Annotated in this window: 13 protein-coding genes; 10 read left to right on the plus strand and 3 right to left on the minus strand. The window is 66.4% G+C overall.

All coding sequences use genetic code 11. The features are described from left to right. Window positions 1-31: 31 nt before the first annotated feature. The 3 genes from AC5P5S_RS09240 to AC5P5S_RS09250 form a co-directional block, all read right to left on the minus strand. The gene (locus AC5P5S_RS09240; RefSeq protein ID WP_012479641.1) at window positions 32-934 is read right to left on the minus strand and encodes a sulfurtransferase; all 903 of its coding nucleotides are present in this window, start codon (window positions 932-934) and stop codon (window positions 32-34) included. Continuing rightward, a complete protein-coding gene (locus AC5P5S_RS09245) occupies window positions 931-1734 on the minus strand; it encodes a CoA pyrophosphatase (RefSeq protein WP_024957875.1) in 804 nt (267 codons plus the stop codon). The genes AC5P5S_RS09240 and AC5P5S_RS09245 overlap by 4 nt, the downstream gene beginning before the upstream one ends. A gap of 215 nt (window positions 1735-1949) precedes the next feature. Further along, window positions 1950-2651, minus strand: coding sequence for an FKBP-type peptidyl-prolyl cis-trans isomerase (locus AC5P5S_RS09250; RefSeq protein ID WP_005408797.1), 702 nt, complete (start codon window positions 2649-2651; stop codon window positions 1950-1952). Between the two features lie 167 nt (window positions 2652-2818). On the opposite strand from AC5P5S_RS09250, the gene AC5P5S_RS09255 reads away from it, so the two are divergent. The 10 genes from AC5P5S_RS09255 to phoU all read left to right on the plus strand — a co-directional run bounded on the left by AC5P5S_RS09255 (window position 2819) and on the right by phoU (window position 12612). Next, entirely contained in the window at window positions 2819-3601 is a 783-nt protein-coding gene (locus AC5P5S_RS09255) for an enoyl-CoA hydratase/isomerase family protein (RefSeq protein WP_231336788.1), read from the plus strand. A 4-nt stretch (window positions 3602-3605) separates the two neighbouring features. Beyond that, window positions 3606-3959, plus strand: coding sequence for a hypothetical protein (locus tag AC5P5S_RS09260; protein ID WP_005408795.1), 354 nt, complete (start codon window positions 3606-3608; stop codon window positions 3957-3959). Beyond that, entirely contained in the window at window positions 3959-4648 is a 690-nt protein-coding gene (gene nth, locus AC5P5S_RS09265) for an endonuclease III (protein WP_012479638.1), read from the plus strand. The genes AC5P5S_RS09260 and nth overlap by 1 nt, the downstream gene beginning before the upstream one ends. Before the next feature lie 196 nt (window positions 4649-4844). Beyond that, entirely contained in the window at window positions 4845-6056 is a 1212-nt protein-coding gene (locus AC5P5S_RS09270; protein WP_295570785.1) for an OprO/OprP family phosphate-selective porin, read from the plus strand. Window positions 6057-6278: 222 nt separating this feature from the next. After that, window positions 6279-7295, plus strand: coding sequence for a phosphate ABC transporter substrate-binding protein PstS (gene pstS / locus AC5P5S_RS09275; RefSeq protein WP_005408792.1), 1017 nt, complete (start codon window positions 6279-6281; stop codon window positions 7293-7295). A 691-nt stretch (window positions 7296-7986) separates the two neighbouring features. Further along, the gene (gene pstS / locus AC5P5S_RS09280; protein ID WP_005408791.1) at window positions 7987-9075 is read left to right on the plus strand and encodes a phosphate ABC transporter substrate-binding protein PstS; all 1089 of its coding nucleotides are present in this window, start codon (window positions 7987-7989) and stop codon (window positions 9073-9075) included. An 82-nt stretch (window positions 9076-9157) separates the two neighbouring features. Continuing rightward, window positions 9158-10126 (plus strand): phosphate ABC transporter permease subunit PstC, encoded by a 969-nt coding sequence (gene pstC, locus AC5P5S_RS09285; protein WP_005412771.1) that lies wholly within the window; start codon window positions 9158-9160, stop codon window positions 10124-10126. After that, window positions 10126-10989 carry a phosphate ABC transporter permease PstA gene (gene pstA, locus AC5P5S_RS09290; protein WP_005408789.1) on the plus strand — a complete coding sequence of 288 codons (864 nt, stop codon included), beginning with the start codon at window positions 10126-10128 and terminating at the stop codon, window positions 10987-10989. The genes pstC and pstA overlap by 1 nt, the downstream gene beginning before the upstream one ends. 19 nt (window positions 10990-11008) lie before the next feature. Continuing rightward, the gene (gene pstB, locus AC5P5S_RS09295) at window positions 11009-11839 is read left to right on the plus strand and encodes a phosphate ABC transporter ATP-binding protein PstB (RefSeq protein ID WP_005408788.1); all 831 of its coding nucleotides are present in this window, start codon (window positions 11009-11011) and stop codon (window positions 11837-11839) included. 65 nt (window positions 11840-11904) lie between these two features. Then, window positions 11905-12612: a phosphate signaling complex protein PhoU gene (gene phoU, locus AC5P5S_RS09300; RefSeq protein ID WP_005408787.1), complete on the plus strand. Its 708-nt coding sequence runs from the start codon at window positions 11905-11907 to the stop codon at window positions 12610-12612. Window positions 12613-12715 lie beyond the last annotated feature (103 nt).

Genomic DNA, 12715 nt, shown 5'->3' on the forward strand with positions numbered 1-12715 from the left:
CCGTTGGAAAACGGATCCGACCCCGCGCTTCTCAGGCGCCGGTCGCCACCGGGCGGCTGCTGTCGCTCACCCAACCGCTCCAGGAGTCGGCGTAGATGCGTGCGCCGCTCAGGCCTGCGCTTTCCATCGCCAGCAGCAGGTGGCAGGCGGTCACGCCGGAGCCGCACATCAGCACCACCTGCTGCGGATCACGGTTCCCGATCACACCCTGCAGCTCGACGCGCAGTTCCTGTGCATCGCGCAGCCGGCCGTCGGCCACGTTCAACGCAAACGGACGGTTGACCGCGCCGGGTACGTGGCCGGCGACCGGGTCCAGCGGCTCGACTTCGCCGCGGAAGCGTTCGCCCGCGCGTGCGTCGACCAGCCAGCCCGGCGCGTGCTTCAGGCGTGCGCTGATCTCCTCGGCATTGGCGATCTGGGCGGTGTCGAAACGGCCCAGGTAAGCCGGCAGCGCGGTCACCTCGTCCGGCCCCGTCGCCAAAGGTTGCCCTGCGGCCTGCCACGCGGCGATACCACCATCGAGCACGGCCACCTTGCTGTGCCCGATCAGGCGCAGCAGCCACCACAGGCGCGAAGCGGCCATGCTGCCGTCGCTGCCGTCGTAGACCACCACCTGCGTGTCAGGACCGATACCCCACTGGCCGAGCTTCGCGGCGAAGGCATCGCTGTCCGGCAGCGGATGGCGACCATGGCCGACGCGCGACAGATCGGACAGGTCACGATTCAGATCGGCATACACCGCACCCGGGATATGACCTGCCAGGTAATGGCCGCTACCCGCCTGCGGATCGGCCAGCGAGGAACGCGCATCAACCACGCGCACCGCGGTGCTGGCGGTGGCGCGTGCGTCGACCACGCGGATGCCCTCGCCCAACGCGGCAGCCAGGGTGGCGACATCGACCAGGGTGGTCCACGGCGGATCGATCGGGTTCATTGCACTTGCTCCAGGCGGCGACGCAGGTTGTAGAGAATGGCCGCGGTGGCGCCCCAGATGCGCTGGCCGGGCCAGCTGTACTCAAGGACGTGACGGATGCGGCCGCGATGGTTGATTTCGACCTGGCGCAGGTTGTCCGCCGCCATCAGGTAGTCCAGCGGCACCTCGAACACCTCGGCCACTTCGCTGGGCTGCGGCACCGGCACGAAGTCCGGATCGACCACCGCCACCACCGGGGTGACCCGATAGCCGGTGATCGTCACGAAGGGATCGAGATAGCCCAGCGCCTGCACCTGGCCCGGAGCCAAGGCGATTTCTTCCTGGCTCTCGCGCAATGCTGCCGCCAGGGCGTCGCGGTCGTCGGGCTCGGTGCGGCCGCCGGGGAATCCGACCTGGCCACCGTGCGTGCGCAGGGTTTCGGTGCGACGGGTGAGGATCACCTGCGCGCCACTGGCGCGCGGCACGATTCCCGCGAGCACGGCCGCTTCCACCGGAGGCCCGGGCGGCAGCAGATCGATCAGTTCACTGCGGTTCCAGCCATCGCCGGCCGGCGGATCGGCCAACGGATGCAGCGCGCGCATCAAACGTTCGTGGTCGGCCAGCGAGCCGCGCAGTGATTGCTGGAGCTGCGCCCGCAACGGCTGCACGCGATGCAGGATGCGACTGCGTTCGTCGTTGCTCATCGACGACCACCGTGCGATTTCATCGATATGACGTCCGCAGCCGGTGCACTGCCGGTGCGGATCCAGCGTGCACACGCCGATGCAGGGACTTGCGACAACACGCGCCGTTTCTTCCATTGTTTGCACCCGGCAACAGTAGCGCGAAAGGGCTGAATTTGCGCGGGTGGGCCGGTCGGACGGTAGAGTCGACTGTCAGTCGACTCGCGCGCGCAGCGGGCGTTTCCCCGATGTGACCCAAGAGCAGTCGACTGACAGTCGACTCTACCGTCAGGCACTGCGCAAACAAAAACGAGCCGGTGGAATCACCGGCGCGTTTGGTTTACTGCTTCGATTTACTTGACGCTGACCAGCTTGATCTCGAACTGCACAGCCACGTTCGGCGGGAACGGGGTGCGCGGGTCCGCACCGTAGGCCTGGTCCGGCGGCAGGGTGACTTCCCACTTCGAGCCGGCCGGCATCTGCAGCAGGGTCTCGCGCATGGCCTTCATTTCGACTTCGCTGACCTTGATCGACGGGATCTGCTGGGCCGGGCGGGCTTCGGTCGGGCGCTGGCCGTACGGGAACGGACCGGCCACTTCCAGCTGCACGGTGCTGGCCTGGGTCGGCTTGGCACCCTTGCCGGCTTCGATCACGCGGTACTGGACGCCGCTCGGCAGCGACTGCACGCCGGCCTTGGCCTTGTTCGCCGCGATGAACTGATCGCTCTTGGTCTTGTTTTCGGCAGCAGCCTTCTCGTACTCGGCCTTGGCAGCCTGGGCACGGCCCTGCTCGCGCTTCTGGAACGCTTCAACGGCCGGCTTCAGCTGCTCGGCGGTGATCGCCGGCTGCTTCTTGGCGTAGGCATCCTGCAGGCCCTTCACCACCGAGTTGATGTCCAGCTGCTCACCACGACCGGTCAGCTCCGCCAGGTTGTTGCCGTAGTCGTAACCGAAGTAGTAGCTCAGCTTGCCCTTTTCGGACGAGACGTCCTGGGCGAAGGCATTGCCCGTCAGGGCCAGGGCCGCGACGGCGACCGCGATAGAACGCAACTTCATCAAACAGTTCTCCAGGGGTGGTAACTCAGGGACGTTCTGCGCCGCCCTGAGGCGACGGGTTAGGATAACGGGCGCAACGTGTAACCGCTACTCACGATGCAGGCTATGACCCGTCTGCGTTCGCGGAGTTCAATATCACTTTTTTTTAACGTTCCAGGAGTTTCCCCGTGGCCGATGCCCTGATCGATGTCACCGACGACGGCGCCATCCGCACCGTGACGGTCCAGCGCCCGGACAAGCTCAACGCCCTGAACGCCGCGACCCTGCAGGCCCTGGCCGAGGCCTTCAGCGCCGCGGCCGCAGACCCGGAGATCCGCGTGGTGGTGCTGACCGGTGCCGGCCCGAAGGCGTTCGTGGCTGGCGCTGACATCGCCGAGATGAACACACTCAGCGCGGTTCAGGGACGTGATTTCTCGCTGCTGGGCCAGGCCCTGATGCGCCAGATCGAGCGCATGCCCAAACCGGTCATCGCCCGCGTCAACGGTTTTGCCCTGGGCGGCGGCCTGGAACTGGCCATGGCCTGCCACCTGCGCATTGCCGCCGATACCGCCAAAGTCGGCCAACCGGAAATCAATCTCGGGCTGATTCCCGGCTTCGGCGGCAGCCAGCGCCTGCTGCGCCTGTGCGGCCGCGCCGCCACCCTGGAGCTATGCCTGCTGGGTGCACCGATCAATGCCGCACGTGCGCTGGAACTGGGGATCGTCAACGAGGTGGTACCGGCCGACGCGCTGGACAACCGCGTGCAGGACATCGCCCGGCAGCTGGCACGCTCGGCGCCGCTGGCCCTGCGCGGCCTGCTCGATGCGGTGCACGTGGGCGGCGAATGCAGCCTGGAAGCCGGGCTGGAATACGAAAGCGCACATTTCGGCCTGCTGTTCGCCACCGAGGACATGCGCGAGGGAACCAGCGCCTTCCTGCAGCGCCGCCCGCCGGCCTTCCAGAACCGCTGACGCCATGGCATCCCGACCCAACCCCGCGCAGCTGTTTGCCCGGGTCCAGGCAGACGATCTCGACGGCGCCCTGCAGGCCGGGCTGATGGACTATGTCGCCCGCGCCGACGACGCGCAATTGCTGCCCGGCCACCCGGAACTCCCGCAGCGGTTGCAGCAGGCCCAGCAGCAGCTTCAGGCCGCCTGGGCGGCACGCGAACGCTACCGCGCCCGTGCGGTGCGACTGGCCCGCCGCGAAGCCGAACGCGACGCGCGGCGCACGCCCGCCCCGGCGCCGGACGTGAAGCCCGCCCTGCCCGCCGCAGCCGCCGCCATCCTCGCCCGGGCCAAGGCCCGCGCCAGCGGCAAGGAGCAGTAATGGCGACCACGAAGAAAACCGCACGCGCCCCGGCGCGGCGTGGCGGCACGATGCCGCGCGCCGACGTGGTGGAGATGTTCACCCGCCTGCGCGAACTCAACCCGCACCCGAAGACCGAACTGGAGTACAGCTCGCCGTTCGAGCTGCTGGTGGCGGTGGCGCTGTCGGCGCAGGCCACCGACGTCGGCGTCAACAAGGCCACGCGCCGCCTGTTCCCGGTGGCCAACACGCCGGCGAAGATCCTCGCGCTTGGCGAAGAAGGACTGAAGCAGTACATCGCCACCATCGGCCTGTTCAACGCCAAGGCGAAGAACGTGATCGCCACCTGCGCGATCCTGCTGGAAAAGCACGGCGGTGAAGTGCCGCGCGATCGCGATGCGCTGGAAGCACTGCCGGGCGTGGGCCGCAAGACCGCCAACGTGGTGCTCAACACCGCCTTCGGCGAGCCGGTGATGGCGGTGGACACGCATATCTTCCGCGTCTCCAACCGTACCGGCCTGGCCCCGGGAAAGAATGTGCGCGAAGTGGAAGACAAGCTGGTGAAGGTGATCCCCGCCGAGTTCCTGCTCGACGCGCATCACTGGCTGATCCTGCACGGACGTTATGTGTGCAAGGCGCGCAAGCCGGATTGCCCGGGATGCGTGATCGCCGATCTGTGCCGGTTCAAGGACAAGACCCCGGCCGAGTGACGGCCGCATCCATGCAGGGCGTGGATCGACTGCAACCAAGGCGCAATCCGGGCGTCATACGCAAGCGGGTTCAATGGCAGGCCCTGCCGTGACGGGGCCTGCGGTGGATGTCTGCCGCGCGTGAACTGTCACATTTACGCAATCTTTACCTTCTAGCCTGCGCGCATCTTCCCACCTGCCTGCAAGGCTCCTCTCCATGAAACTGCATCACCAACTCCTGACGGTGGCCATGGCTGCTGCGCTGTATGTGCCGGCTGCACACGCCGAAGTCGCCATCGACGTGATCGGCGGTTCGGAAATCACCTTCGAAGGCCTGGTCCAGGCCGACGGCAACTGGTTCCACAACGATGTGGTCGACCTCAACGGTGGCGACGCCGGCAACGGCAAGAACAGCGAATTCGAACTGCGTCGCGCCGAGCTGGTGCTGAAGGGCAAGGGCCCGGGCAACGTGGAGTGGGTGGTCGGCTATGACGCCAAGGCCGACAAGTTCCTCGACACCAACGTGAAGTACAAGCTGCTGGGCAACGCCAACCACTTCCTGCAGCTGGGCCAGTTCAAGCAGCCCAACAGCCTGGAAGAACTGTCCAGCACCAAGAACAACGATTTCATTTCCAAGGCAGCGGTCACCAACACCTATGCCATCGCCCGCCGCCTGGGCGGCGCGTACAGCTACGGCCAGGACAACTGGTCGGTGACTGCCAGCGCCTTCGGCCGCGAGCTGACCCGCAACCTGGCCCACGGCAGCGGCTACGGCGCGCGTGGCACCTGGGCCCCGATCAATGAAAAGGGCCAGGTCCTGCACTTCGGCCTGAGCTACGTCAACTACGACACCGACGCCGACACCCTGCGCGTGCGTGCACGTCCGAATGCCGACCTCGCCACGGCCCGCCTGGTCGACAGCGGCAACCTGACCGACACCGACCGCGTCAGCACCATCGGTGCCGAAGCGATGTACTTCCAGGGCCCGTTCAAGGCCCAGGCCGAGTACTACACCAGCAAGGCCAAGCGCTACGACCACGACAACTACACCAGCGACGGCTATTACATCAGCGGCGTGTGGAACGTCACCGGCGAGACCTGGAGCTACAAGGGCGGCACCCCGGGCACCGGCCTGCCGAACAACCCGGCCGGCGGCCAGTGGCAGCTGGGCGTGCGCTACGACCACATGGACCTCAATGACGGCAACCTCGCCGCCAACCCGGTTGCCGGTCGCCCGCCGATCGTCGATGGCGTGCTGGGTGGCAAGATGGACATCTGGACCGTGGGCGCCAACTGGTACCTGCGTTCCAACTTCAAGCTGATGCTCAACTACGTGATGGTCGACAGCAAGAAGTACAGCTCCACGGCGCGCGGTTTCGTCAACGATGATCCCAACATCCTGGAAGCCCGCGCGCAGTTCTTCTGGTAAGTCCAGCCCCCTGCGTTGACCCGCGAAGGCACGGCCCCGGCCGTGCCTTCGTCGTTGCATCGGTAGCCGCGCTGCCCTGCCGGCGCAGCGGACGTGACATCGCTCATGACGCGTGTCACGCCCGCGTCATATGACAGACGCGGGGGTGTCACGCAACCGTTATGGAATGTGCACCGAAACGTCGGGCAACCGCCCTTCGACCACCACCCCAGGAGTCTCCCCGTGATCCACGCCTTCAAGTCGCGCGCCGCTGTCGCCATCCTGGCCGCATCGTCCGTGTTCGCCGCCAACGCCGCCGATATCACCGGCGCGGGCGCATCGTTCATCTACCCGGTCATGTCCAAGTGGTCGGCCGACTACAGCACCGCAACCGGCAACAAGGTCAACTACCAGTCCATCGGTTCCGGCGGCGGCATTGCCCAGATCAAGGCCAAGACCGTTGATTTCGGCTCCTCCGACGCGCCGCTGAAGCCGGAAGACCTGGCTGCTGCGGGCCTGGCGCAGTTCCCGTCGGTGATCGGCGGCGTGGTGCCGGTGGTCAACGTGGCCGGCATCGCGCCGGGCGCGCTGAAGCTGGACGGCGCGGTGCTGGCCAACATCTTCCTGGGCAAGATCAAGACCTGGAACGACCCGGCCATCGCCGCGCTGAACCCGGGCGTGACCCTGCCCAACGCCAAGGTCACCGTCGTGCATCGTTCGGACGGCTCGGGCACCACCTTCAACTTCGTCAATTACCTGTCCAAGGTCAGCCCGGAGTGGAAGAGCTCGGTCGGTGAAGGCACCTCGGTGCAGTGGCCCGCCGGCATCGGCGGCAAGGGCAACGAAGGTGTTGCCGCCTATGTGAAGCAGATCAAGGGCGGCATCGGCTATGTCGAACTGTCCTACGCGCTGCAGAACAAGCTCTCCTACACCGCGATGAAGAATGCCGCCGGCAAGTTCGTGCAGCCGAGCGACACCTCGTTCGCAGCCGCTGCCGCCAGCGCCGACTGGGCCAACGCCCGCGACTTCTACCTGGTGATGACCAACGCGCCTGGCGCCGAGTCCTGGCCGATCACCGCCACCAACTTCATCCTGGTGCAGAAGACGCCGAAGAATGCTGCCAATGGCAAGGCGACCCAGGAGTTCTTCCGCTGGGTCTACAAGAATGGCGACGCCCAGGCCCGCCAGCTGGACTACGTGCCGCTGCCGGACAGCCTGGTCCGCCAGATCGAGACCTACTGGTCGCAGAACCTGAAGTAAGCAAGCGCGTTCCCCCGCAGGAACGGGGGCGGCGGGTCCTCTCTCCCCCGCCGCTCCCACCCGGGCGCGAGATCCTCGAGATCTCGCGCTCTTCTTGTTTTTGGGGGATTGGTCGTGAAGAGCGTTGCGCCTGCGCTGATCCATGGGGGAGTCGGTGGGCCAGGGCGTGCAGGACACGCCGTAAACCCCGCTCCGCGGTCCGGCCCAGCCGCTGGCGGCTGTGCGTTCGGGCGCTTGCGAGGCAGTGCCTCGCGGGCAAACCGCCCTCACCCTTGGGGGCTCGTCCACGGCATCCATGCCGTGGACGGTCCTGCACGCCCTGGCCCACCGCCTCTCGACAGTTCATCGGGGGCGCGGTGGGGTCATGGAAGGCAGGAGCAAAGGCAGGAGCGTCTGTAGAGACGAGCCCACGCTCGGCTGGGTGCTGGAGCGTGCGGACCAACGGTCCGCACCTACCGAGAACAGGGAGCAGTCGAGCATGGCTCAACTCTACAAGGGCCAACCGACCGTCATATCGGTGCGCAGATCGGGGGTTTCCGGGCACCTGCCGGATCGGCGCCAATCCTGTGAAACCCTTGTCAGAACGTGATCCAGGACACCCCTGTCATGGTCGTAATACGGCTGTAACAAAAACATCATTTCATAGCCGCATCCGCCGACCACGTCGGCTCTTCCCCGCTATGGAGTGACCATGAAACTGCACTCGGCCGGCCTCGCCGCCCTTTCCCTGGCCATCGCCCTGGGCCTGTCGGCCTGCGGTGGCGACAAGCAGGCCGCGCAGCAGCCGGCTGCCGACGGCGCCGCCGCCCCGGCCGCTGCCGGTGCCAAGGTGACCGCCGAAGTGTCCGGCGCGGGCGCGTCCTTCATCTTCCCGCTGGTCTCCAAGTGGTCGGCTGACTACAACACCAGCACCGGCGCCAAGATCAACTACCAGTCGATCGGCTCCGGCGGCGGTATTGCCCAGATCAAGGCCGGCACCGTCGACTTCGGTTCCTCCGACAAGCCGCTGAGCAGCGAAGAGCTGGCCCAGGCCGGCCTGGCGCAGTTCCCGTCCGCCATCGGCGGCGTGGTGCCGGTGGTCAACATCGAAGGCCTGGAAGCCGGCAAGCTGCGCCTGAGCGGCGCCCTGCTGGCCGACATCTTCCTGGGCAAGGTCAAGACCTGGAACGACCCGGCCATCGTCGCCGCCAACCCGGGCGTGAAGCTGCCGGACGGCAAGATCACCCTGGTCCACCGTTCGGACGGTTCGGGCACCACCTTCAACTTCTCCAACTACCTGTCCAAGGTCAGCCCGGAGTGGAAGAGCAAGGTCGGCGAAGGCACCTCGGTGCAGTGGCCGGACGGCGTCGGTGGCAAGGGCAATGAAGGCGTCGCTTCCTACGTGAAGCAGATCAAGGGCTCGATCGGCTACGTCGAACTGGCTTACGCGCTGCAGAACGGCATGCCGTACACCGCCATGCAGAACGCGGCCGGCAACTGGGTCGAGCCGAGCGCGGAAACCTTCGCCGCCGCGGCCGCCAGCGCCGACTGGGCCAGCGCCAAGGACTTCAACCTGGTCATCACCAACGCTCCGGGCGAGCAGGCGTGGCCGATCACCGCCACCAACTTCATGCTGATGCAGAAGAAGCCGAAGGACGCCAAGCGCAACCAGGACACCCTGGCCTTCTTCAAGTGGGCCTTCGAGAACGGCCAGGCGCAGGCCAACGAGCTGCACTACGTGCCGCTGCCGGCCGAACTGGTCAAGCAGATCGAGGCCTACTGGGCGACCGACCTGAAGTGATGGACACGACGGTGCCCGCCCCACGCGGGCACCGCTTCTTCCACGCCGTGCCGCCCCGCCCCTTCCTGGCCCTGCCGTCCTCATGAATGCCATCGCCCAGCCTGTAGCCGCCCCGTCCACGCGTGATGCGCGTGATGCCCGCAACGACAAACTGTTCCGATGGGTGCTGGTCGGCACTGTCATCTTTGTCCTGATCGCCCTGGCCTGCGCCGCGCTGTCGATGCTGTGGGGCGGCCGCCATGCCCTGCAGATGCAGGGCCTGAGCTTCTTCTTCTCCGCCGACTGGAATCCGGTCGAAAACAAGTTCGGTGCGCTCGCCCCGATCTACGGCACCCTGGTCACCGCCGTCATCGCGATGGTCATCGCCGTGCCGGTCAGCTTCGGTATCGCCTTCTTCCTCACCGAAGTCGCGCCGCGCTGGCTGCGTGGCCCGGTCGGTACCGCCATCGAACTGCTGGCCGGCATTCCCTCGATCATCTACGGCATGTGGGGCCTGTTCGTGCTGGTGCCGGTGATGACCGAGTACGTCACCCCGTTCCTCAACGAGACCCTGGGCGAATGGCCGATCATCGGCCCGATGTTCCAGGGCCCGCCGCTGGGCATCGGCATGCTCACCGCCGGTTTCGTGCTGGCCATCATGGTCATTCCGTTCATCTCCTCGGTGATGCGCGAAGTGTTCCTGACCGTACCCACCCGCCTGAAGGAGTCGGCGTACGCGCTGGGCTCCACCAAGTGGGAAGTGAGCTGGGACATCGTCCTGCCCTACACCCGCTCGGCAGTGATCGGCGGCATCTTCCTCGGCCTCGGCCGTGCCCTGGGCGAGACGATGGCGGTGGCCTTCGTGATCGGCAACAGCGTGCGCCTGTCGCCGTCGCTGCTGGAGCCGGGCACCACCATCGCCGCGCTGATCGCCAACGATTTCGGCGAAGCCACTGAAACCTACCGTTCGGCCCTGCTGCTGCTCGGCTTCGTCCTCTTCATCGTCACCTTCGTGGTGCTGGCCATCGCCCGCCTGATGCTGATGCGCCTGTCCCGCAAGGAGGGCAACTGATGTCCACCACCGCTGATTCGTTGTACCTGCGCCGCCGCATCGGCAACGTCGTTGCGATCACCGCCTCCTGCGCCACCGCGCTGTTCGGCCTGTTCTTCCTGGGCTGGATCCTGTTCACCCTGGCCTCGAAAGGCCTGGCCGGCATCAACTGGGACCTGTTCACCAAGATGACGCCGCCGCCGATGCAGGACGGTGGCCTCGCCAACGCCTTCTTCGGCAGTGCCGTGATGTGTGCGCTGGCGATCGGCATCGGCACGCCGCTGGGCGTGCTGGCCGGTACCTGGCTGGCCGAGTACGGCAACGCCCGCAAGGCCGGCACCGTGGTCCGCTTCGTCAATGACATCCTGCTGTCGGCACCGTCGATCGTGCTGGGCCTGTTCGTCTACACCCTGTACGTGATGCAGACCGGCGGCAACTTCTCGGCGTTCGCCGGTGCCCTGTCGCTGGCCTTCATCGTGCTGCCGGTGGTGGTGCGCACCACCGACGAGATGCTGCGGCTGGTGCCATCGCAGATGCGCGAAGCGGCCCTGTCGCTGGGCATCCCGCAGTGGAAGGTGATCGTGCAGGTGCTGTACCGCAGCGCGTCGGCCGGCATCATCACCGGCATCCTGCTGGCGCTGGCCCGCATCTCCGGCGAGACCGCTCCGCTGCTGTTCACCGCTTTCGGCAACCAGTACTGGAACAACAACATCTTCCAGCCGATGGCCTCGGTGCCGGTGGTGATGAACCAGTTCGCCGGCAGCCCGTATGAATCCTGGCAGGTGCTGGCCTGGGCCGGTGCCCTGGTGCTGACTGTCTTCGTGTTGCTGGTCAGCCTTGCCGCCCGCGGCATCCTGCTGCGCAACCGTATCTCCCATGACTGACCTTTCCGTGGACAACGCCATGAACGACCTTTCCAACGCCGTGCCGATGCAGCGCATCGCCGTGCCGTCCTCGCACGAGAGCCTGCACACGCCGTCGCCGGTGAAGCTGGCTGCGCGTGGACTGGACTTCTACTACGACAAGTTCCACGCCCTGAAGGGCATCAACCTGGAGATTCCGGAAAAGCGCGTGACCGCGCTGATCGGTCCCTCCGGTTGCGGCAAGTCGACCCTGCTGCGCATCTTCAACCGCATCTACGCGCTGTACCCGAAGCTGGAAGCGCGCGGTGAAGTGCTGCTGGACGGCGAGAACATCCTGTCGCCGAAGTACCCGATGAACCGCCTGCGCAGCAAGGTCGGCATGGTGTTCCAGAAGCCGGTGCCGTTCCCGATGACCATCTTCGAGAACGTGGCCTACGGCATCCGCCACCACGAGAAACTGAGCAAGGCCGACATGGCCGACCGCGTCGAGCAGGCACTGCGCCAGGGCGCACTGTGGGACGAAGTGAAGGACAAGCTGGGGCAGAGCGCGCTGGGCCTGTCCGGTGGCCAGCAGCAGCGCCTGTGCATCGCCCGTGCCGTGGCGCTGCGCCCGTCGGTGCTGCTGCTGGACGAGCCGACCTCGGCGCTGGATCCGATCTCGACCAGCCGCATCGAGCAGCTGGTGGAAGAGCTCAAGCACGAGTACACCATCGTCATCGTCACCCACAACATGCAGCAGGCCGCGCGCGTTTCCGACTACACCGCCTTCATGTACCTGGGCGACCTGATCGAGCACGACCGCACCGAAGTGATCTTCTCGCAGCCGTCGCAGCGGCAGACCGAGGACTACATCACCGGTCGCTTCGGCTGATCGACGCTGATCCTTCGCCACATGCCCCAGCCAGGCACGGCCTGGCTCTACCCGGATTGCAGACCATGAACCTTCCCAACGATCACATCGTCAAGAGCTACGACGAAGAGCAGCAGCGCCTGGTGGCCGAAATCGTGCGCATGGGCGAGATGGCCGTCGCCCAGCTCGAAGCGTCGATGGACGTGATCGAGAAGCGCGACGAGAACGCCGCCCATCGCATCATCGCCAACGACGAAGCCATTGATGCGCTGGAGCAGCAGATCAGCCATGACGTGATGCGCCTGGCCCTGCGCGGCCCGATGGCGCGCGACCTGCGCGAGATCCTCGCCGGCCTGCGCATCCCGGCCGACATCGAGCGTATCGGCGACTACGCGGCCAACGTCGCCAAGCGTTCGATCGCGCTGGGCAAGGTGCCGCCGCTGCCGCAGATCCAGGGCCTGCGTGCGCTGGGCCGCCTGGCCGCGCAGCAGGTCCGTCGTGCCATTGCCGCCTACCGCGACAACGACGCCGACGCCGCACTGGAACTGCGCGAGGACGACGCTCGCCTGGACGCGCAGTACACCGCGCTGTTCCGCGAGCTGCTGACCTACATGATGGAAGACCCGCGGAACATCACCCCGTGCACGCACCTGCTGTTCATGGCCAAGAACCTGGAGCGCGTGGGCGACCACGCCACCAACATCGCCGAGAACGTATGGTTCCTGGTGCACGGGGAGCAGCCGCTGCCGCCGCGCGAGAAGCGCGACGAGACCTCCAGCACCGGCCAGCCCTGACGCTGCACTGCAACACCGGAGTTGACTCCAAGGTGGCCGCTGTCCTGGTGACAGCGGCCTTCTTTTTTGGGGCGTTCCACCCGCGTTGTGGGCGCCGGGCTTG

The organism is Stenotrophomonas sp. YJH_SMC_54, from assembly GCF_059368435.1.

What these genes read in the sequence shown, in the direction of transcription:
- AC5P5S_RS09270 (WP_295570785.1), top strand. Translation starts at nt 4,845, where the DNA reads ATGAAACTGCATCACCAACTCCTGACGGTGGCCATGGCTGCTGCGCTG.
- AC5P5S_RS09245 (WP_024957875.1), bottom strand. Translation starts at nt 1,734, where the DNA reads ATGGAAGAAACGGCGCGTGTTGTCGCAAGTCCCTGCATCGGCGTGTGC.
- nth (WP_012479638.1), top strand. Translation starts at nt 3,959, where the DNA reads ATGGCGACCACGAAGAAAACCGCACGCGCCCCGGCGCGGCGTGGCGGC.
- pstA (WP_005408789.1), top strand. Translation starts at nt 10,126, where the DNA reads ATGTCCACCACCGCTGATTCGTTGTACCTGCGCCGCCGCATCGGCAAC.
- pstB (WP_005408788.1), top strand. Translation starts at nt 11,009, where the DNA reads ATGAACGACCTTTCCAACGCCGTGCCGATGCAGCGCATCGCCGTGCCG.
- pstC (WP_005412771.1), top strand. Translation starts at nt 9,158, where the DNA reads ATGAATGCCATCGCCCAGCCTGTAGCCGCCCCGTCCACGCGTGATGCG.
- pstS (WP_005408791.1), top strand. Translation starts at nt 7,987, where the DNA reads ATGAAACTGCACTCGGCCGGCCTCGCCGCCCTTTCCCTGGCCATCGCC.
- phoU (WP_005408787.1), top strand. Translation starts at nt 11,905, where the DNA reads ATGAACCTTCCCAACGATCACATCGTCAAGAGCTACGACGAAGAGCAG.
- AC5P5S_RS09240 (WP_012479641.1), bottom strand. Translation starts at nt 934, where the DNA reads ATGAACCCGATCGATCCGCCGTGGACCACCCTGGTCGATGTCGCCACC.
- AC5P5S_RS09250 (WP_005408797.1), bottom strand. Translation starts at nt 2,651, where the DNA reads ATGAAGTTGCGTTCTATCGCGGTCGCCGTCGCGGCCCTGGCCCTGACG.
- AC5P5S_RS09260 (WP_005408795.1), top strand. Translation starts at nt 3,606, where the DNA reads ATGGCATCCCGACCCAACCCCGCGCAGCTGTTTGCCCGGGTCCAGGCA.